This window comes from Thauera aromatica (assembly GCF_023093595.1).
Classification (GTDB): Bacteria; Pseudomonadota; Gammaproteobacteria; order Burkholderiales; family Rhodocyclaceae; genus Thauera; species Thauera aromatica_A.
On record NZ_JALLIK010000110.1, the window covers coordinates 239795 to 259270 of the forward strand.

Genomic DNA, 19476 nt, shown 5'->3' on the forward strand with positions numbered 1-19476 from the left:
AGGCGTGAAGGAGCAGAAAATCCCGGGAGCGCCGGGCGGCATCCCGACTGTTATACAATCTCGGGCTCATGATGGAAGCCTGCGTCCGCTTAGGTCCGCTTAGGTCCGCTTACGTCCGATCACGCCCGCACCCTGCCGCCGCCCCTTTCCGCCAGTCTAAAGCATCGATTTCATGGACCCAACTCCCGCCCCCGCCGACAGCCGCGCGGTCGCGCTCGCCCGCCGCGTGCTGCGCATCGAGGCCGACGCCGTCGCCGCGCTGGCCGGGCGCATCGGCGCCGAATTCGAGCGCGCGGTCGACATCATCCTGAAGCGCAACGGCCGGGTCATCGTCACCGGCATCGGCAAGTCCGGCCACATCGCGCGCAAGCTCGCTGCCACGCTGGCGAGCACCGGCACCCCCGCGTATTTCGTGCATGCGGCCGAAGCCGCCCACGGCGACCTCGGCATGATCACGCCCGAAGACGTGGTCATCGCCCTGTCGAACTCGGGCAGCAGCGAGGAAGTACTCACCATCGTGCCCCTGGTCAAGCGCCAGGGCGCGCGCCTGATCGCCATGACCGGCAAGGCGGACTCCCCCCTCGCACGCGAGGCCGACGCCCACCTCGAGGCGGCGGTCGCCGAGGAGGCCTGCCCGCTCAACCTCGCCCCCACCGCCAGCACCACCGCCGCCCTCGCGCTGGGCGACGCGCTCGCAGTCGCGCTGCTCGACGCGCGCGGCTTCGCCGCCGAGGACTTCGCCCGCTCGCACCCGGGCGGCGCCCTCGGGCGGCGCCTGCTCACCCATGTCGGCGACGTCATGCGCCCGGCGGCCTCGGTACCGATGGTCGCGGCCGAAGCGCCGCTCACCGCGGCACTGCTGGCGATGACCGCCGGCGGCATGGGCATGACCGCGGTCACCGGCAGCGACGGGCGACCGCAGGGCATCTTCACCGACGGCGACCTGCGCCGCGCCCTCGAAAAAGGCTGCGACGTGCGCAGCGCCCAGGTCGGCGCGGTGATGACCCGCGCTCCGCGCACCATCGGCCCGGCCGCACTCGCCGCCGAAGCGGCCGAAATCATGGAGCGCCAGCGCATCAGCCAGCTGTTGGTGGTCGATGCCGACGGCAGCCTGGTCGGCGCCCTAACCACCCACGACCTCATGCTCGCCAAGGTGATCTGATTGATCGACACCTGGCGCCTCTACCCGGTCCTCGCCCTGACTCTCCTGGCCGGGGCCTCGATGTGGCTCGAGCGGGCCACCCGCTCCGAGGAACAGGCCGGCGCGCGCGCGCAGAGCGGGCCGGATTTCATCGCCACACAAACCCGCGTCGTCGGCTTCGCCGAAGACGGCAGCCTGCGCTACGAACTGCTCGCCGAGCGCCTGGAACACGATCCCCGCGACGATGTCACCCGCCTCCAGCAGCCCCGCCTGCACCTGCACAGCGCGCAACGCGAGACCCGGATCAGCGCGCAGCGTGCCGACGTCTCGCCCGGAGGCGAACGCGTCGACCTGGCCGGCGAAGTCCACGTCCGCCGTTCCGGCACCGCCTCCGAGGCCCCGCTCGGTCTCGACTCCGACACCCTCACGGTATGGCCCGACGCCCACCGCGCGCACACCGACTCTCCGGTGCAACTGAGCCGCGGCGCTGCGCGCGCCACCGCGCTCGGCCTGCGCGCCGACAATCTGTTCGGCACGCTCGAACTGGTCGGTGAAGTGCGCTCCACCTTTCCGCGCCGTCAAGGACCCCCCTCATGAAACATCTGCTTGCCGCCGCCCTCGCTGCCTGCGTTGCCTGCGCCGCCCCCGCCTTCGCGGAGCGGAGCGACCGCGAGCAGCCGGTCAATATCGAAGCCGACCGCCTCACCGTCGACGACCGTAACAAGGTGCATGTCTTCGAAGGCAACGTCGTCCTCACCCAGGGCACCCTCAGCATCCGCGGCGACAAGCTGGTCGTCACCCAGGACGCCGCCGGCTTCCAGAACGGCGTCGCCACCGCCGCCGGGGAACGTCTCGCCAGTTTCCGCCAACGCCGCGAAGGCAGCGCCGAATACGTCGAAGGCGAAGCCGAACGCATCGAATACGACAGCCGCACCGAGCAGGCCCGCCTGTTCAACCGCGCCCGGGTCCGCAGCGGCGGCGACCAGGTCAGTGGCCACTACATCGAATACGACGCGATCACCGAAAACTATCTCGCCACCAACGCGCCGCAGGCGGGAAGCCCCGGCACGGCCCCGGGCGGGCGCGTGCGCGCCGTGATCCAGCCCAAGAACGACGGCCAGCCCGCGGGCGCGCAGTAAGCGGCCACGACATCCATCACCCAGGAGGAAGCATGACTTTCGAACTCATCATCGCCGAGCAGCGGGGCCGGGTCGGCCTCATCACCCTGAACCGGCCCCAGGCCATGAATGCGCTCAACGACCAGGTGGTGAACGAAATCACCGCCGCGCTCAACGACTTCGAGGCCGACGACAACATCGGTGCGATCGTCATCACCGGCTCGGACAAGGCCTTCGCCGCGGGCGCCGACATCGGCGCGATGGCCCAGTTCTCCTATATGGACGCCTACAAGAGCGAGTACATCACGCGCAACTGGGAGCGGGTCAAGACCTGCCGCAAGCCGGTGATCGCCGCAGTGGCCGGCTTCGCCCTGGGCGGCGGCTGCGAACTGGCGATGATGTGCGACATCATCATCGCCGCCGACAGCGCGAAGTTCGGCCAGCCCGAAGTCAAGCTCGGCATCCTCCCCGGCGCCGGCGGCACCCAGCGCCTGCCGCGCGCGGTCGGCAAGGCCAAGGCGATGGACCTGTGCCTGAGCGCGCGCCTGATGGACGCGACCGAGGCCGAGCGCGCCGGCCTGGTGTCGCGGGTGGTTCCTGCCGACAAACTGCTCGACGAGGCGCTCGCCGCCGCCGCCACCATCGCCGGCTTCTCCCTGCCGGTGGTCATGATGATCAAGGAGTCGATCGGGCGGGCGTTCGAAAGCGGCCTCAACGAAGGCCTGCTGTTCGAGCGCCGGGTATTCCACGCCGCCTTCGCGCTCAACGACCAGAAAGAAGGGATGGCCGCCTTCGTCGAGAAGCGCAAGCCGAACTTCCGCCACGATTGAGCGGAGCCCGGGGGCCTGGCTGGAGGCTGACAGCCGATTGGCACAACCAATCGGTTTTCATTGTGCGATGCACAAACTTCCCTTGACAGTGCGGTGCGGGGCCGTATAATCCACATCATGTTGCATCGCAGCAAAGTCATTTCCCAGCTGCAGCAGACTTTCACCAAGGAGAGCCCCATGAGCACTTTCATCACCCCCGAGCAGTTCGCCAGCACCAACAAGGCCGGCATCGAAACGCTGCTGACCCTGGCCAACGCCGCCTTCGCCAGCGCCGAGCGCCTGGCCGCCCTGAACCTGAACACCGCCCGTTCGATCCTGGAAGACGGCGTCGCCAACACCAAGGCCCTGCTCGGCGCCAAGGACGTGCAGGAACTGGTGAGCCTGCAGGCTGCGCTGGCCCAGCCGATCGTCGAGAAAGCCGTCGCCTACGCGCGCAGCGTCTATGAAATCACCTCGCAGAGCCAGGAAGAAGTCTCGAAGGTGATGGAGAGCCAGGTCGCCGAGCTGAACAAGGGTGTCGCCAGCGCGCTCGACAACGCTGCCAAGTCCGCCCCCGCCGGCTCCGACGTCGCCGTCGCCGCGGTGAAGTCGGCGATCGCCGCCGCCAACAGCGCCTACGACAACATGAGCAAGGCCGCCAAGCAGGTCGCCGAGATCGCCGAAGCCAACGTGGCCGCCGCGACCAACGCCACCGTCAAGGCGGTCAGCTCCGGCGCCAAGGCTGCGGCCAAGAAAGCCGCCTGATCGCTTCGGCAGCCGGATCGAAGAAGGCCCCGCATCGCGGGGCCTTCTTGCGTTCACCCGGCACCTAATCCGGCGCCCGAGCCGCTGCCTCCGCCCGGGTATCCGCCCCGGCATAGTGGTGGCCGAACAAGCGCCGCATCTCGCCTTCGATCCATTCTTCGGCGCGGCGGTTGATCTCCTCCGCCTTCACGCCCTTGACCTCGATCAGCGGACCGATGCTGACGGTGATCTCTCCCGGGCGCTTGACGAAGGCGTTGCGCCGCCAGAACTCGCCGGCATTGTGGGCCACCGGCACCACCGGCACTCCGGCACGCTTGGCGAGGATCGCGCCTCCCGGCTTGTAACGCCGCACCACGCCGGGTGCAACCCGCGTGCCTTCGGGGAAGACGGCTACCCACAAGCCTTCGTGGAGGCGCTTCCGGCCCTGTTCGACCACCTGTGACAAGGCGTCCTTACCGGCCGCACGGTCGATCGCGATCCCCGGAATCCTTCCCAGCGCCCAGCCAAAAAAGGGCACGCGCAGCAGTTCGCGCTTGAGCACGTAGCACAGCGGCGGAAAGATCTGCTGCAGCGCGATCGTCTCCCACGCCGACTGGTGCTTGGACAGGATCACCGCCGGGCCGGCGGGAATGTTCTCGGCGCCGATCACCCGGTAGCGGATCCCCAGCACATGGCGGACCACCCACATCATCAGCGGCACCCAGGACGTGATCAGGCGGTGACGGGTCATCGGCGGCAGCCAGAAGATCAGGATCGCAAGCACTGCGTAAGGCACGGTGATGACGGCGAGCAGGACCGCGAACAGAAAGGAGCGAAGCAGATGCACGGGGAGCACTCCGTGGGAGGATGGGCAGGACGCGGCGCCCGCGGCAGGGGCGGGCGCGACCGGCGGGGCGTGCGGACGGGACGGCCCGCCCGGCTCAGGTGGTGAGTTCGGTGGCGATGGCGTCGAGATCGGGGTAGATCAGGGTGCCGGCAGGCAGGTCCGGGTTTTCGCGGGTCAGCTGCCCCTTGCCGGTGAGCACCAGGTAGGGCGTGCACCCGACCGCGGCGCCGGCCTGCAGGTCGCGCAGGCTGTCGCCGACACAGGGCACCTTGTGCAGGTCGACGTTGAAGCGCTCGGCGATCTGCAGGAACAGGCCCGGCCTGGGCTTGCGGCAATCGCAGGTGGAATCCGCCGGATGCGGGCAGAAGAAGATCGCATCGAGACGGCCGCCGATCTGGGCGAGGCTCTTCACCATCTTGTCGTTGATCGCGTTCAGCGTGTCCATGCCGAACAGGCCGCGGCCGACCCCGGACTGGTTCGAGGCCACGACCACGCGCCAGCCCCACTGGTTCAGGCGCGCGATCGCCTCGAGCGAGCCGGGAATCGGCTTCCACTCTTCGGGCGACTTGATGAACTGCTCGGAATCGAAATTGATGACCCCGTCGCGGTCGAGAATGATGAGCTTCATCGGCAACCTCCGTGATGCGGACCGCGTTCCGGTCAGGCCGACAGGCGCGAGATGTCCGCCACCTGGTTCATCAGCCCGGCCAGCCGCGCCAGCAAGGCGAGCCGGTTGTGCCGCGTCAGCGGCTCCTCGGCCATCACCATGACGTCCTCGAAGAAGCGGTCCACCGCCGCGCGCAGCCCGGCGAGCACGCACAGGGCATCGGCGTAGTCCTCGTTGGCGACGTGGGAGTCGACCAGCGGTGCGACCTCGATCAGCTGGTGGAACAGCGCCTTCTCGGCCTCTTCCTGGAGCAGCGCGAGGTCCGGTTCGCCCGGGGTGACCGCGGCCTTTTTCAGGATATTGACGATGCGCTTGTTGGCCGCGGCCAGGGCCTCGGCTTCGGGCAGCGCACGGAAGGCCTCGACCGCGGCGAGCTTGGCCGGCACCAGGTCGATGCGCGCAGGCTTCAAGGCGAGCACGGCGTCGATCACGGCGCCGTCGCGACCGGTCTCGCGGAGCAGGTTCTTCAGGCGCTCGAGCATGAAGTCCTGTAACTGGGCGGCGAAGCCTTCGGCGCCGAGCAGCCCCGGCTTGAAGCCGGCGGCGGCGGCTTCGATCAGCTTCGGCAGCTCCAGCGGCAGCGGCGTCTCGATCAGGATGCGCAGCACGCCGAGGGCGGCGCGGCGCAGCGCGAACGGGTCCTTGTCACCGGTCGGCAGCAGGCCGATGCCGAAGAAGCCGACCAGGGAATCGAGCTTGTCGGCCAGCGCCACCGCGGCGGCGACGTTGCCCGCGGGCAGCGCGTCGCCGGCGAAACGCGGCTGATAGTGGGCCTGGATGGCGTCCGCCACCACCGGCCCCTCGCCGTCGGCGAGGGCGTAGTAGCGCCCCATGATGCCCTGCAGCTCGGGGAACTCGCCGACCATGTCGGTGACGAGGTCGGCCTTCGCCAGACGCGCGGCGCGCTTTGCCGCGGCGACGTCGCCGTGCAGTTGCGCCGCGATCGCGCCGGCCAGCGCCTCCAGGCGCTCGACGCGCTCGAGCTGGCTGCCGAGCTTGTTGTGATAGACCACCGGCGCCAGGCGCGGCAGACGGGCCTCGAGCTTGTGCTTCTTGTCCTGCTCGAAGAAGAAGCGCGCGTCGGACAGGCGCGGGCGCACCACGCGCGCGTTGCCGGAGACGATGTTCGAGGGATCGGCCACGCGCATGTTGGAGACGATCAGGAAGCGGTTGAGCAGGGTTCCGGCCGCGTCGAACAGGGGGAAGTACTTCTGGTTGGCGCGCATCGTCAGGATCAGGCACTCCTGCGGCACGGCAAGGAATTCGGCCTCGAACTGGCCGACGTACACCGTCGGATGCTCGACCAGCGCGGCGACCTCGTCGAGCAGGTCGGCGTAATCTTCCTTGCTCGCACCGAGCCGCGCGCCCTGCTTCGCCGCCTCGGCCAGCAGCTGGCACTCGATGTCGGCGCGGCGTTCGGCGAAGCAGGGAATGACCTTGCCCTCGGCGAGCAGGGTCGGCTCGTAGGCGTCGGCGGTGGCGAGTTCGATGTCGCCGCGGCTCATGAAGCGGTGGCCGCGGGTCGTGCGCCCCGCATCGAGGTCGAGCACGCGACCGGGCACCACCTCGGCGCCGTGCAGGAAGGTGAGCTTGTGCACCGGGCGCACGAAGGTGGCGTCGCCGTCGCCCCAGCGCATCACCTTCGGAATCGGCAGCGCCTTCACCGCATCGTGGACGATGGCCGACAGCACTTCGGCGAGCTTTGCCCCGGGCACGACGGCGGTGTGGAACAAAGCCTCGGCCTTGCCGTCGATGCGGCGCTCGAAGCCGGCCACGGCATCGGCGGCGATGCCCTTGGCCTCCATCTTCTTGCGCAGCGCGGGGGTCGGCTTGCCCTCGGCGTCGAGCGCCACCGACACCGGCATCAGCTTCTCGGTGACTTCCTTCGCCGCCGCTTCGGCCGCGACCTGCGCCACCGTCACCGCCAGCCGGCGCGGGCTGGCGAAGCTGCGAAAAGCCGCATCCGCCGACGCCAGCCCCTTCGCCACGAGGCCCTCGGCAATTCGGGTGGCGAAGGTCTCGCCCAGGCGCGGCAAGGCCTTCGGCGGCAGTTCTTCGGTGAGCAGCTCGACGAGGAGCGTTGCGGTCGCGCCGGTCATCACGCGGCCTCCTTGGTGGCGTTGAGCATCGGGAAGCCGAGGGCTTCGCGGGATTCGAAATAGGCCTGGGCGACGGCGCGCGACAGGTTGCGGATGCGGCCGATGTAGGCGGCACGCTCGGTCACCGAGATGGCGCCGCGGGCATCGAGCAGGTTGAAGGTATGGGCGGCCTTCAGCACCATCTCGTAGGCCGGCAGGGCGAGGCCGAACTCCATAATGCGCTTCGCCTCGGATTCGTAACTGGTGAACAGCGAGAACAGGAAGTCGACGTTGCTGTGCTCGAAGTTGAAGGTCGACTGCTCGACCTCGTTCTGGTGATAGACGTCGCCGTAGGTGACCGCGCGCCCGTCGGGGCCGACCGACCACACCAGGTCGTAGACGTTTTCCACGCCCTGCAGGTACATCGCCAGGCGCTCGATACCGTAGGTGATCTCGCCCAGCACCGGCCTGCAGTCGAGGCCGCCGACCTGCTGGAAGTAGGTGAACTGGGTGACCTCCATGCCGTCCAGCCACACTTCCCAGCCCAGACCCCAGGCGCCCAGGGTGGGGTTTTCCCAGTCGTCCTCGACAAAGCGGATGTCATGGGCGCCGGTATCGATGCCGAGCGCGCGGAGCGAATCGAGGTAGAGTTCCTGGATGTCCAGCGGCGAGGGCTTGAGCACCACCTGGAACTGGTAGTAGTGCTGCAGACGGTTGGGGTTTTCGCCGTAGCGGCCGTCCTTGGGCCGGCGCGAAGGCTGGACGTAGGCCGCGTTCCACGGCTCGGGGCCGATCGCACGCAGGAACGTGGCGGTATGGCTGGTGCCGGCGCCGACTTCGAGGTCGTAGGGCTGCAGCAGCACGCAGCCGCGCTCGCCCCAGAACTGCTGGAGGGTGAGGATGACTTGCTGGAAGGTCGGATTGACGAGTCGGGAGTGGGTGGTCATGGTCTCGGAGGCCTTGCAGCCGTGCAGCGCACGCAAAGGCGGTGATTTTACCGGGGTTCGGCGGACAAGGGGCGAGGGAAAGACGGCTCGTGCCGACGCCCCGCCTCCCCTCTAAGGTGCCGGAGGAAGGCTGCCGCCTTCCGGAAGCGGCCGGGCGCGGTTGCGGACGAGGCGCGATGCCATTCCCAGCACCGTCAGCAAGGCGAGGCCCAGCGCCACCCGGTCCCCCCAGCGCGCATAAGGCGTCTGTCCCGCGTAGCCCTGCACCGTCGCACGCAGCACGCCGCGCTCGAACCCGGGCAGCACCGCGGCGACACTGCCGTCGGGAAGGACGACTGCGGTCATCCCGGTGTTGGTCGAACGCAGCATCGGCCGTCCGGTCTCCAGCGCGCGCACGCGCGCGATCTGCAGGTGCTGGGGCTGGGCGAGCGAGTCGCCGTACCAGGCAAGGTTGGAGAGGTTGAGCATCAGCGTCGCGGCCGGCAGCGCGCGGATCAACTCGGCGCCGAACAAATCCTCGTAGCAGATGTTGAGCGCCACCTGCTGGCCGTCGAGCCGCATCGGCGGCTGCTCGGGCGCGCCCCGGGTCTGGTCGGACATCGGAATGCTGGCGAGGCGGTAGAACCAGCCGAACAGCGGCGGCGAATACTCGCCGAAGGGCACCAGATGCCGTTTGGCATAGTGCTGGGGCTCGCCCCCGCCCAGGCTCATAGCGGCGTTGAAGATCCGCCCCGCCTCGTCGCGATGGAAGACGCCGAGCACGAGCTGGCCGCCGGCTTCACCGGCAAAGCGTTCGAGGAGCGCGAGATAGCCTTCGGGCAGGTGGTCGACGAGCGTCGGCAGGGTGGTTTCGGGGAGGACGACGATAGCCGGCGGGTCCGCACCGGCGAAGGCGGCGCGCACCAGTTCCAGATTGACCCGCAGCACTTCGGCGAAGCGCTCGGGGTCCCACTTCATGCTTTGCTCGAAGCGGGTCTGCACCAGCGCGACCTCGACCGGCGCCCCGGCCGGCGTCGTCCATCCACGGCCGAGCAGCCCGCTGCCGACGAGCAGCAGGCCACCCAGCAGCACCGCCGCGCCCCCGGCACGGGCCGGGCGACGCCAGTCGGCAAAGGCGAGCAAGGCGCCAGCGAAGGCGAGCAGGCCGCCCACGCCATACACTCCGATCAGCGGCAGGAAGCCGGCGAGCGGACTGGGCGGCGTCTGCGAATAACCGATCGCGAGCCACGGGAAGCCGGTAAACAGCACCCCGCGCAGCCATTCCGCGAGCAGCCACAGGGCACCGAACAGCGCCGCCGACCCCAACGCCCCCGCCCGCCCCGACGCCGAGCGGCGCTCGCCCCGGCCGCGCAGACGGACGAAGGCGGCCCCCGCCAGCGCCGGATAAAGCGCGAGGTAGGCGCAGAACAGCGCGATCGCGAGCGCGGCGAGCGGCGCCGGCATGCCGCCGTAGCGCTCGAGCGCGACATACAGCCAGGACACGCCGGCGCCGAAGGCACCGAACCCCCAGCAGAAGCCGAGGCGGAAGCCGTCGGCCGCGCCCCCGGCGCGCCCGAGCAGGGCGGCGAGCACCGCCAGACTGGGCAGCGCGAGCGGGAACAGGCCGAACGGGGCGAAGGCGAACACCGCCCCCCCTCCGGCGAGCAGCGCGACAAGGGCCGGGCGCCGCATCACTCGGCGGCGGTTTCGGCTCGCGCCTGGCGCTCGACCACCAGGGTGTGCACCCGCCGGCTGTCGGCGCGCAGGACCTGGATCTTCAGGCCTTCGAGTTCCACTTCTTCGCCGCGCTTGGGCAGGCGGCCGAAGTGGCGGATGACGAGGCCGCCGACGGTGTCGTATTCGTCGTCGCTGAAGTGGGTGGCGAAGGCCTCGTTGAAGTCCTCGATCTCGGTCGTGGCCTTGACCCGGTAGCGGCCGCTGTGGTCGAGGCGGATGTTGTCACCGGCCTCGTCGAAGTCGTACTCGTCTTCGATGTCGCCGACGATCTGCTCGAGCACGTCCTCGATCGTGACCAAGCCGGCGACGCCGCCGTACTCGTCGACGACGATCGCCATGTGGTTGCGTGACACGCGAAACTCGCGCAGCAGCACGTTGAGGCGTTTGGACTCGGGCACGAACACCGCCGGGCGCAGCATGTCGCGCAGGTCGAACTCGCGCCCGGCGTAGTAGCGCAGCAGGTCCTTCGCCAGCAGGATGCCGGCGACGTCGTCCTTGCCGTCGCCGATCGCGGGAAAGCGCGAGTGCGCGGTATCGATGACGAAGTTGGCGATGGTTTCGATCGAATCGTCGAGATGGATGCAGTCCATCTGGGCGCGGGGGATCATCACGTCGCGCACCTGCATGTCGGGCATCTGCAGGGCGCCTTCGATGATCGAGAGGGCGTCGGCGTCGATCAGGTTGCGGTCGAACGCCGAATGCAGCAGCGCGAGCAGTTCGTCGCGATCTTCCGGTTCGCGCGAGAGAAAGGCCGAAAGTCGCTCGAGTAACGAAGGTTTAGGGGGGCTGTCCATGTTGTGTTTCGGGATCTCCGCTTCAGACCGGGCCGCGGTGCACAAGGCGCGCGCACGGCTCAGGCATAGGGATCAGCATAACCGAGGCCGCGGAGGATTCCGGTTTCGAGTTGTTCCATTTCCACGGCCTCGGCTTCGGTCTCGTGATCGTAGCCTTGGAGGTGCAACATACCATGCACGACAAGGTGAGCGAAGTGGGCCTCCAGGGTCTTGCCCTGCTCGGCCGCCTCGCGCACCACGACCGGCACGCACAGCACCAGGTCGCCGGCCAGCGGCAGTGCGGCGGCCGCGGGCAGCCCGGCCGGGCCTTCGCCTTCGGCATACGCGAAGGTGAGCACATTGGTGGCGTAATCCTTGCCGCGATACTCGCGGTTGAGCTCGCGCCCCTCGGCCTCGCCCACCAGGCGGACCGCGACTTCCGCGTCGCGCTGGAGCGCGGCCTGCGCCCAGCGCCGGATCTGGTGTTTTTTCGGGATGCCGGCCTTGTCCTGACCCTCGACCGCCTTCTGCACCGCCAGCGTCAGCACCGGCGGCGCAGTGCGCGGCGGGCGCTCGGGCGGATCTTCGAAGTGCACGTCCTGATGGACATCGACGCGCACGGTGAGCAGGTTGCAGGCGCCCGGCTGCAACGACAGCATCGGCACCGCAGCCTCGTCGTCGGCATCGGTCTCGATCTCGAGATCGCCCCAGGCGCTCCCGGGAAAGGCCAGCAACAGCTTGCGGCCGTCGCCGAAATCGATTTCCAGGCGCTCGGCCTTGATCCGGGTCGCCTTGCCCCGGGCGTCGAAGGCGGTGATTTTCGGGTCAGTCGCCGGTTTCGCCATCTTTGCTCTCCTCGTCCTGTGCCTGTGCGCGAGTCGCAGTCGCAGCCCTGGCGCGCGCCACGCGCTCAGCCTCGTTGTCGTAAGCTTCGACGATGCGTGCGACAAGCGGATGACGCACGACGTCTTCCTTGCTGAACTCGGTGAACGCGATGCCGCGCACCTCCCCCAGCACCGCACGCGCTTCCTTCAGGCCGCTGCGCTGGCCGCGCGCCAGATCCACCTGGGTGAGGTCGCCGGTGACCACCGCCTTGGCGCCGAAACCGATGCGGGTGAGGAACATCTTCATCTGCTCGGGCGTGGTGTTCTGCGCCTCGTCGAGGATGATGAAGGCGTTGTTGAGGGTGCGCCCGCGCATGAAGGCGAGCGGCGCGATCTCGATCAGGCTGCGCTCGAAGAGCTTGCCGACGCGATCGAAGCCCATCAGGTCGTAGAGCGCGTCGTAGAGCGGGCGCAGATAGGGGTCGACCTTCTGCGCCAGGTCGCCGGGCAAGAAGCCGAGGCGCTCGCCGGCCTCGACCGCCGGGCGGGTGAGGATGATGCGCTCGACCAGGTCGCGCTCGAAGGCGTCGACCGCGCTCGCCACCGCGAGGTAGGTCTTGCCGGTGCCGGCCGGGCCGATACCGAAAGTGATGTCGAACTCCTGGATGTTCTTCAGGTATTCCACCTGGCGCGGCGTGCGCCCGTGCAGCTCGGTGCGCCGGGTCATCAGCACCGGCGCCGGCTGCAGCGGATCGCCGCCGCTGCCGCGGCTGCCGACCTCGATCAGGCCGAGCTGCACGTCGTCGAGCGACAGGTCCTGGTCGGCACGCTCGTAGAAGTGCTTCAACGCCATCTCGCCGCGCAGCACCTGGGAAGGGTGGCCGGTCAGGGTGAATTGCTCGCCGCGCCGGCTCACCGTGATGTCGAAGGCGTTCTCGATCTGGCGCAGGTTTTCGTCGAGCACGCCGCACAGCCGGGACAAGCGCAGGTTGTCCACCGGTTCGAAGAAGACTTCCAGGGTTTTCGCCATTCAGGATTCCCGGGTGAGGATCTCGCCGCGCAGGCTGTGGGGCAGCGCGGCGGTGATGCGCACATCGACGAACTGGCCGATCAGGCGGTCGCGGGCGGACGAATCGGAGGGAAAGTTGACCACGCGGTTGTTGTCGCTGCGGCCCATCATCTCGGCCTCGGCGTTCTTCTTCGCTGCGCCTTCCACCAGGATACGCTGCACCGTGCCGACCATGGCCTCGCTGTTGGCCTGATACTGCGCGTCGATGCGCTGTTGCAGGCGGGCGAGCCAGGCGAGCTTGGTCTGCTGCGGCACCGGATCTTCGAGGTCGGCCGCCGGCGTGCCGGGGCGCGCGCTATACACGAAGCTGAAGGAGCCGTCGAAGCCGACGTCCTCGATCAGCTTCATGGTTTTGTCGAAGTCTTCCTCGGTCTCGCCGGGAAAGCCGACGATGAAGTCCGAGGTCAGCGCCAGATCCGGCCGCGCCGCGCGCAGCCGGCGCACCACCGACTTGAACTCCAGCGCCGAGTAGCCGCGCTTCATCGCCGCCAGCACGCGGTCCGAACCCGACTGCACCGGCAGGTGGAGCTGCGACACCAGCTTCGGGATCTTCGCGTAACAGTCGATCAGGCGCTGCGTCATCTCGCGCGGGTGCGAAGTGGTGTAGCGGATGCGCTCGATGCCGGGGATTTCGGCCACGCATTCGAGCAGGAAGGCAAAGTCGCCCTGTTCGCCGTCCTCGCGAGTGAGTTCGCCGCGCCAGGCGTTGACGTTCTGCCCCAGCAGCGTGACTTCCTTCACCCCCTGCGCCGCCAGCCCGGCGACTTCGGCCAGCACATCCTCGAGCGGGCGCGACACCTCGTCGCCGCGGGTGTAGGGCACGACACAGAAGGTGCAGTACTTGGAGCAGCCCTCCATGATCGAGACGAAGGCGCTCGCGCCCTCGACGCGCGCCGGCGGCATGGCGTCGAACTTCTCGATCTCGGGGAAGGAGATATCCACCTGCGAGCGCCCGCTGCGCTTGCGCGCCTCGATCAGGTCCGGCAGACGGTGCAGGGTCTGCGGGCCGAACACCACGTCCACATAGGGCGCGCGCCGGATGATCGCCTCGCCTTCCTGGCTGGCGACGCAGCCGCCGACGCCGATGATCAGCCCGGGCTTCTTCTGCTTGAGCAGCCGCACCCGGCCGAGGTCGTGGAACACCCGCTCCTGCGCTTTCTCGCGCACCGAACAGGTGTTGAAGAGGATCACGTCGGCCTCTTCCGGGTCGTCGGTCTTGACCAGTTCTTCGTCGGCACCGAGCACATCCGCCATCTTGTCGGAGTCGTACTCGTTCATCTGGCATCCGAACGTGCGGATGTAGAGCTTTTTCATGATGGAAGGGAAATCACTGCAGGGCTGGGGGCGCGGCCATCGGTGACGGATCAGCGCCCCGGCAGCGGCGTGGCGGCCTCTTGCGGGGTCAGGATCCACACCCGATGCACCTGGCCATTGTTGTCGAGCAGCACGCGCACCGTGTGCTCGCCGCGGACGTATGCAGGCAACACGATGCGATTGCCGGTGTCGCGGATCTGCGCCCCCGGGCTCAGCCGCAGCGCCCGGTCCCCGATCTGGACCAGCCCCGCGGGCGAAAAGCGCATCTTCACCTTCGCCGCCTCGTCCGGAATCATCCGCGGCAGGGCCGCAGACACCAGGCTCGGCAGCAGGCCGAAGGCGGAAACCAGCAAGACGGAGAGCGGAAGCGCGCGCAAAGACAGACCGGAAAGATCCGGAACCGTGAGGAACAGGCGTCGAATGATCCCCGATCACCCCTCCCGTGTCAATGCAAAAGCCTTATAAATCAAGCCTTCCGCGAAAGGCGGCCGGCACGCCCGCCAGACCATGCAAGGGCGACGCACTGCATCGAGGCTATTGACGCGGACAGCGCGGACCCGCTATATTCGCGCGCTCGGTTGGTGATGTAGCTCAGACGGTTAGAGCGATGGATTCATAACCCATAGGTCGGCGGTTCGATTCCGCCCATCACCACCAACCAAATCAAGCAGCAAAAAGGCCGACCCTGCGTCGGCCTTTTTGCTTTTGATCCGCGGGTCGGAGCCATCGCCGGGTTTCGGGCGGGGATGCTTCCCACGATTCCGGCAGCTGAGACCGCTCATCGCCCCATCCATCCTATCCTCTAACACCCATCCCGGAGCCCACCTTGCGGCAAACCTGCTCAACCCGGCATTTGAGCAGGACCAACACGCTGGAAGCCAGCTCCGCTGTGGCCGACTTATCCCACTTCAAGCAAAACGCTCATCGGCGCGCTCCCGCTGTGCGCCTTGTACCGAACCCTTCCGCAATACATGAATGGCGCTGCCTTTCCGCCTGACAACTTCGTTTCCCGCACGAAAAGATATAGCGTGATGCCCATTTTCTCGTGCTCGATAACCTCCCGGCCGCGCTTGCTCTCCGGTGTCGTCGAGTTCTGGCTCGACCATTGGAACGTGTGCTCGTCGACCCACCGATCCAGGTAGCGGTGATCTTCCGACTTGCCCTGCTTGTTGAGGGTAACGAGGAGCACGTGAGCGTTCCGCTCGGGTAGCACAACATGCCCGCTGTTCCAGTTTCCGGGGTTGAAGATCTCGCCGAACAACGCTGGAATGTCCTCGCGCATGAAGGATTCGCCCACAGCAAGCTCAAGCGGATCAATGACTGCCTTCAGGCGCGCGAGTGTGCGTAGCTCGTCGGCCATTTCGGGCGTGACGTGGATGTCTTCGTAATCCGGATTATTAGCAACGAGGACGTAGCTGCCATCACGGTGTTTGGTGACGACGCGCAGAAGATATTGATCGTCCCCTGCTCGACCCTGACGCTCGATCGCCATGATGCTGCCGGTAATCGAGCCGGCGCTGGCCGGACTGACGAGTTCGAGGAGCAGATAGTCGCCGTCGCGGATCGGGTGCTTGCCGCCGTTCATCGAATTGCCCGACGCGCGGGCAATAAAGTGGCGGGTAGGGTCGAGGCGGCCGTAGCCGGGACCTATGTGGCGATGCTCTTCAGCGTCGGCGCTTGCGGTGCGGAAGTGGCCGCAAGCGATGCGCAGATTGGGAAAATAGGGAAGCTCGTCCCCTTCCGGACGTTCACGCCGGAAGGGGATCACGTTGTCGGGGATGGTCGTAGACGCGCGCCGCGCTTCATAGGCAGCAAGGCGATAGTCGATGAGCTCCTGCATCATTTCCGTCAGCGTTTCCCGCTGTTCGGGCGCGACCTGGAAAGAGGGCTCGAAGTGATCGTTTCGAGTGCGGAACAGGTTACTTTTCCCCGCAGATTGGTTGCCGCCGATCCAGGCATTCACCGGATTGTCGCGCCAGTAGCGTTGCCAGCCGACACTCGTTCCGTCTTGGGTGTCTTCAAGGGGGTCGGGAAGGTCCGCGAGCAGCGGCCGGCGGCGTTGCATGATCTGCCATGAGCGTTCGGCCAGTTGCGCGAGGGCAGGCGCAATACGCCAGCCGTCGAGTTCCTGGAAGGCTTCGAGCAGGACCATCTTGAAGCTTTTGGTCATCGAGGTGGTTTCGAGTTCGCGCAGCATGCCTTGGTGGGTATCGAGGAGGGCGGATTCTGCCTCGTCGAGATCCGCCATTGTTTGCACGAACCCGAACCAACTCGCGTATTCCTTCCGCATTCGCCCAAGGTTAGCGCCGCTGCGATAAAACTCCGCCAGCGTCGGGCGACGCCCCAACCCCTCACGCAGGGCCTCGTAGTCGCGGGCGATGCCATCCCCATCGAGCGACTTGAGGAAGTCAATCAACTCCAGTTCAAAATTGATGTAGCAGCCCGTTGGCAACTCGAGCCGGCGAGCTTCAATCTTCCGCGCGAACTCGGCCAACTGCTTGTACGCGCTACCGATCTGTCCGAGCGCCTGCGGCTTATGCAGGAAGCTGTGGTGGTTTCCTATGAAGTCGAGCACCACCAGGCGCTCCTTGCCTTCAGCCCGGCGCAGGCCACGGCCGAGTTGTTGCAGGAAGAGAATTTTCGATTCAGTGGGCCGCAGCATCAGGACGGTGTCGATCGCGGGTAGATCAACACCTTCGTTGAAAAGATCGACCGAGAAAATCACCGCAAGCCGACCGTCGGCGAGTTGCTCCAGCGCTTCACCGCGTGCGAGTTCGGAGCCGGCGTAGACGGCGGCAGCTTCGATGCCTTGCAGGCGGAACTGCGTCGCCATGAACTCCGCGTGGCGGATCGACACGCAGAAGGCAAGGGTTCGCTGCTGGGCACGCTTACGCCATTCCTCGATGGCATGACGGGCTCGGGCGAGGGTTGCCAGTTTGTTCGACAGCCTGTCCGGGTCGAAGCGACCGTTGCGCCAGGGGATCTCCTTGTAATTGACCGACTCGTCCCAGATTCCGTAGTAATGAAAGGGCGCAAGCAGCCCGGCTTCTATACCCGCAAACAGGTTGCGGTCGAAGACGAGGTTGTCGTCGCATAGGGACAGAATATCCGACTGATCGGTGCGATCCGGTGTAGCAGTAAGCCCAAGCAGGAATTGCGGCGCGAAATGGGCTAGCAACCGCCGATAGGTGGGCGCTGCAGCGTGGTGAAATTCGTCGACGACGATGTAGTCGAAGTGCTGCGGCGCGAAGCGCTCAAGATGAGCATTACGGCCGAGCGTCTGCACCGAAGCGCACAGCACGTCGACCTGGGTGTCGCGGGTCTGCCCCATGTAAAAGCCAACGTGCGCGCGGGGGCGGATGCGCACAAAGGTATCAGCGGCCTGGTTGAGGATCTCCTCGCGATGGGCGACGAAGAGTACTCGGCGGGCCCCCATCTGCTCAGCGTCAAAGGCAGCGAGCCAGGTCTTTCCGAGGCCCGTGGCAAGCACGACGAGGCCACGCCGGTAACCCTCGCGGCGGGTGTGGGTGAGCGCTGCGAGGGCTTCGCTCTGAATCGGCGTCGGGGTGGGCGATTTTTCGTTATCGTCGACACTCAGCTCGGCGGGACGCGGCGGCAAGCGGCGCATTTCATAGCGGTCGATCCAGGCGTCAGTGAGCTCGAACGCGCGTAAGTCGTGGAAGATCTCTTCGAAGCGGGCCCGTGCCTCAAGAAAACCGTCATCGCCGGGGTAGTCGACGCGGTAGTTCCACTCCAGCCCATCGGTCAGCGCAGAACGACTGATGTTGCTGGAACCGACGAAGACGGTTCCGTGCAACTCGCTCTGCTCCGCGAAGTGAGTGAAGAGATAGGTCTTGAGGTGGAAGCTGCACCCGCGTGCCTCGAATATTCGCACTTGGGCGCCTTGCCCCTGCAACAAAACCAGCAGTCGCAATGCCTTCGGGTCGGTGATATCGAGGTAGTCGCTGGTGAGGATGCGGACGCGCGCCGGCAATCTCGATTCCGCTGCCTGGCGGGCAAGAGCGTCGTGCAGGTCAGGCAGCAGCAGGCGCAGGCCGCTCGGCTGCACGAAGGACACCGCGAGGTCGATCTCGTCCGCGCGCGCGATGGAGCGGCAGAGCTGAGACAGCAGCGGATGTTGCGGATCACCGGTGAAGAGCCGGCCGGTGGGTATCGTTTTGCGCCGCAGCAGCCCATTGAGCCATTTCTCGTTGCGCTCGGGTCGTTGATCCCGCGTGATCCAACATTCAACTGACTCCACTTCCGGCAGACCAGCGCTCCATTCACCGAGTCGTTCCTCGGTCGCGTCAGTGAAGTGGCGCTCGCCGTCGTGGCGTTCACCTTCGCCGTGCTTGAAGCTGAGATAGAACACACCGCCCGGCTTGAGGCCCGCCCACAAGCGTGCCAGCGTATGTGGCAGGTCGGCGTCAACAACATGCAGCAGACTAGCGCACGCCCATATCCCATCGTAGTGGCTGCGTTCGGTGACGTCCTCGAAGCGGCGCACCGCTACCGGTTGTCCGATGTGCATCTGCGCAAGGCGGACAAGTTCGGCAGACGCATCAAAAGCACGCACCCGAAAACCCGCTTCCAGAAAGGCTTTACTGTCACGCCCCACTCCGCAGCCAGCATCGAGGATCAGCCCGCCCATTGGGACGTGCGCGAGGAAACGGCCGCGCAGCTCCGACATGTCCACGCTCAGCGTGTCCTCGGCAAAGTGGGCTGCGTTCTTGTCGTAGTAGCAGATGGAGGAGGACATGGGCGGGCTCGCCTCAGCGGGGAGCCGGGCAGGGTAAGCGGTTGTGATGCTTGTGCATGTTAGAGAGCCTCAGATTGCTGATAAGGCGGACAGCAACGCTGGCGGAACCCATGCGCAGCGCGGCGGCAGGTCTCCGGGCTTCCATCGAAGCGGATGTTGCCGGGTGCGAGAGCCCGATAGCGTGCGAGATCCCTCGTGGCCACGGCAGGGGCGACGTCGAATCTTCCCGAGATGTCCGCGCGGGACACCTCGCCAAGGAAGAAGAGTCTGAAATCTAAGTGGACGAGGCGCTCCTTTTGCGCTCCTCCCGGCTCCTGCACGTCTGTTCCCAACGGATTCTCGCGGCTCTCATGATGACGTTGGATTCTAGCGGCGACATCCACAGCGGTATAGATCATGATCTTTTTGATCAGGTGGGGTTTCCGGGTGCAGCCACCACGCTGTGCAGTGCGATCGACAGAATCACGGGGAAAGGAGCGAATCATGAACGAAGTAGAGCTTCGCACCACCGTTCGGCACAACATGAGAGGAGCGCCCCCCGCCCCCCTCAAGAAGCCACAGCCCGCTGGCCCTGCTGGAATTTCGCAAAATTGCACCCATGCCCAAGCGCAAGCTCGAACAGGTGACCGAGCACATCACCAAGCATCTGGAGCGCTACGTCGCACTCGAA

The 19476-nt window shown here is 66.8% G+C and carries 16 protein-coding genes and 1 tRNA gene; 6 read left to right on the forward strand and 11 right to left on the reverse strand.

Annotation, left to right across the window (positions count from 1 at the left end; genetic code table 11):
- Positions 1 to 172: 172 nt before the first annotated feature.
- From MXC99_RS16620 to MXC99_RS16640, 5 genes are all read left to right on the forward strand, one after another.
- A complete protein-coding gene (locus MXC99_RS16620) occupies positions 173 to 1162 on the forward strand; it encodes a KpsF/GutQ family sugar-phosphate isomerase (RefSeq protein WP_247726521.1) in 990 nt (329 codons plus the stop codon).
- Complete coding sequence (gene lptC, locus MXC99_RS16625) at positions 1163 to 1738, forward strand: LPS export ABC transporter periplasmic protein LptC (RefSeq protein ID WP_247726522.1); 576 nt, start codon at positions 1163 to 1165, stop codon at positions 1736 to 1738.
- Positions 1735 to 2280, forward strand: coding sequence for a lipopolysaccharide transport periplasmic protein LptA (gene lptA, locus MXC99_RS16630; RefSeq protein ID WP_247726523.1), 546 nt, complete (start codon positions 1735 to 1737; stop codon positions 2278 to 2280). Before lptC ends, lptA begins: the two co-directional genes overlap by 4 nt.
- A 32-nt stretch (positions 2281 to 2312) precedes the next feature.
- Positions 2313 to 3089, forward strand: a complete 777-nt coding sequence (locus tag MXC99_RS16635) for an enoyl-CoA hydratase (protein WP_247726524.1) — start codon at positions 2313 to 2315, stop codon at positions 3087 to 3089.
- A 177-nt stretch (positions 3090 to 3266) separates the two neighbouring features.
- On the forward strand, positions 3267 to 3833 hold the full coding sequence (locus MXC99_RS16640; RefSeq protein WP_247726525.1) for a phasin family protein: 567 nt from the start codon (positions 3267 to 3269) through the stop codon (positions 3831 to 3833).
- A gap of 64 nt (positions 3834 to 3897) precedes the next feature.
- On the opposite strand, the gene MXC99_RS16645 is transcribed toward MXC99_RS16640, so the two are convergent.
- The 10 genes from MXC99_RS16645 to MXC99_RS16690 form a co-directional block, all read right to left on the reverse strand.
- Complete coding sequence (locus MXC99_RS16645; protein ID WP_247726526.1) at positions 3898 to 4659, reverse strand: lysophospholipid acyltransferase family protein; 762 nt, start codon at positions 4657 to 4659, stop codon at positions 3898 to 3900.
- A 94-nt stretch (positions 4660 to 4753) separates the two neighbouring features.
- Positions 4754 to 5287 carry a D-glycero-beta-D-manno-heptose 1,7-bisphosphate 7-phosphatase gene (gene gmhB, locus MXC99_RS16650; RefSeq protein ID WP_247726527.1) on the reverse strand — a complete coding sequence of 178 codons (534 nt, stop codon included), beginning with the start codon at positions 5285 to 5287 and terminating at the stop codon, positions 4754 to 4756.
- Positions 5288 to 5319: 32 nt separating this feature from the next.
- Positions 5320 to 7425, reverse strand: coding sequence for a glycine--tRNA ligase subunit beta (glyS, locus tag MXC99_RS16655; RefSeq protein ID WP_247726528.1), 2106 nt, complete (start codon positions 7423 to 7425; stop codon positions 5320 to 5322).
- Positions 7425 to 8351, reverse strand: a complete 927-nt coding sequence (glyQ, locus tag MXC99_RS16660) for a glycine--tRNA ligase subunit alpha (RefSeq protein WP_247726529.1) — start codon at positions 8349 to 8351, stop codon at positions 7425 to 7427. Before glyQ ends, glyS begins: the two co-directional genes overlap by 1 nt.
- 111 nt (positions 8352 to 8462) lie before the next feature.
- Positions 8463 to 10022 carry an apolipoprotein N-acyltransferase gene (gene lnt / locus MXC99_RS16665; RefSeq protein ID WP_247726530.1) on the reverse strand — a complete coding sequence of 520 codons (1560 nt, stop codon included), beginning with the start codon at positions 10020 to 10022 and terminating at the stop codon, positions 8463 to 8465.
- Positions 10022 to 10861: an HlyC/CorC family transporter gene (locus MXC99_RS16670; protein ID WP_247726531.1), complete on the reverse strand. Its 840-nt coding sequence runs from the start codon at positions 10859 to 10861 to the stop codon at positions 10022 to 10024. The genes lnt and MXC99_RS16670 overlap by 1 nt, the downstream gene beginning before the upstream one ends.
- 59 nt (positions 10862 to 10920) lie before the next feature.
- Positions 10921 to 11685: an rRNA maturation RNase YbeY gene (ybeY, locus tag MXC99_RS16675; protein ID WP_247726532.1), complete on the reverse strand. Its 765-nt coding sequence runs from the start codon at positions 11683 to 11685 to the stop codon at positions 10921 to 10923.
- Positions 11666 to 12694 (reverse strand): PhoH family protein, encoded by a 1029-nt coding sequence (locus MXC99_RS16680; RefSeq protein WP_247726533.1) that lies wholly within the window; start codon positions 12692 to 12694, stop codon positions 11666 to 11668. Before MXC99_RS16680 ends, ybeY begins: the two co-directional genes overlap by 20 nt.
- On the reverse strand, positions 12695 to 14047 hold the full coding sequence (gene miaB / locus MXC99_RS16685) for a tRNA (N6-isopentenyl adenosine(37)-C2)-methylthiotransferase MiaB (protein WP_247726534.1): 1353 nt from the start codon (positions 14045 to 14047) through the stop codon (positions 12695 to 12697).
- Positions 14048 to 14097: 50 nt separating this feature from the next.
- Positions 14098 to 14400: a hypothetical protein gene (locus tag MXC99_RS16690; protein ID WP_247726535.1), complete on the reverse strand. Its 303-nt coding sequence runs from the start codon at positions 14398 to 14400 to the stop codon at positions 14098 to 14100.
- 227 nt (positions 14401 to 14627) lie between these two features.
- Between MXC99_RS16690 and MXC99_RS16695 the strand changes: the two genes are divergently transcribed.
- A tRNA-Met gene (locus MXC99_RS16695) sits at positions 14628 to 14704 on the forward strand.
- A 241-nt stretch (positions 14705 to 14945) separates the two neighbouring features.
- Here MXC99_RS16695 and MXC99_RS16700 read toward each other — a convergent pair.
- Positions 14946 to 18806, reverse strand: a complete 3861-nt coding sequence (locus MXC99_RS16700; protein WP_247726536.1) for a DUF3427 domain-containing protein — start codon at positions 18804 to 18806, stop codon at positions 14946 to 14948.
- Between the last annotated feature and the right edge of the window lie 670 nt (positions 18807 to 19476).

Excerpts from the sequence above, each read along its gene's own strand:
- MXC99_RS16620 (WP_247726521.1), top strand. The coding sequence starts at position 173 with ATGGACCCAACTCCCGCCCCCGCCGACAGCCGCGCGGTCGCGCTCGCC.
- lptA (WP_247726523.1), top strand. The coding sequence starts at position 1,735 with ATGAAACATCTGCTTGCCGCCGCCCTCGCTGCCTGCGTTGCCTGCGCC.
- MXC99_RS16635 (WP_247726524.1), top strand. The coding sequence starts at position 2,313 with ATGACTTTCGAACTCATCATCGCCGAGCAGCGGGGCCGGGTCGGCCTC.
- MXC99_RS16640 (WP_247726525.1), top strand. The coding sequence starts at position 3,267 with ATGAGCACTTTCATCACCCCCGAGCAGTTCGCCAGCACCAACAAGGCC.
- gmhB (WP_247726527.1), bottom strand. The coding sequence starts at position 5,287 with ATGAAGCTCATCATTCTCGACCGCGACGGGGTCATCAATTTCGATTCC.
- glyS (WP_247726528.1), bottom strand. The coding sequence starts at position 7,425 with ATGACCGGCGCGACCGCAACGCTCCTCGTCGAGCTGCTCACCGAAGAA.
- glyQ (WP_247726529.1), bottom strand. The coding sequence starts at position 8,351 with ATGACCACCCACTCCCGACTCGTCAATCCGACCTTCCAGCAAGTCATC.
- lnt (WP_247726530.1), bottom strand. The coding sequence starts at position 10,022 with ATGCGGCGCCCGGCCCTTGTCGCGCTGCTCGCCGGAGGGGGGGCGGTG.
- MXC99_RS16670 (WP_247726531.1), bottom strand. The coding sequence starts at position 10,861 with ATGGACAGCCCCCCTAAACCTTCGTTACTCGAGCGACTTTCGGCCTTT.
- ybeY (WP_247726532.1), bottom strand. The coding sequence starts at position 11,685 with ATGGCGAAACCGGCGACTGACCCGAAAATCACCGCCTTCGACGCCCGG.
- MXC99_RS16680 (WP_247726533.1), bottom strand. The coding sequence starts at position 12,694 with ATGGCGAAAACCCTGGAAGTCTTCTTCGAACCGGTGGACAACCTGCGC.
- miaB (WP_247726534.1), bottom strand. The coding sequence starts at position 14,047 with ATGAAAAAGCTCTACATCCGCACGTTCGGATGCCAGATGAACGAGTAC.
- MXC99_RS16700 (WP_247726536.1), bottom strand. The coding sequence starts at position 18,806 with ATGTCCTCCTCCATCTGCTACTACGACAAGAACGCAGCCCACTTTGCC.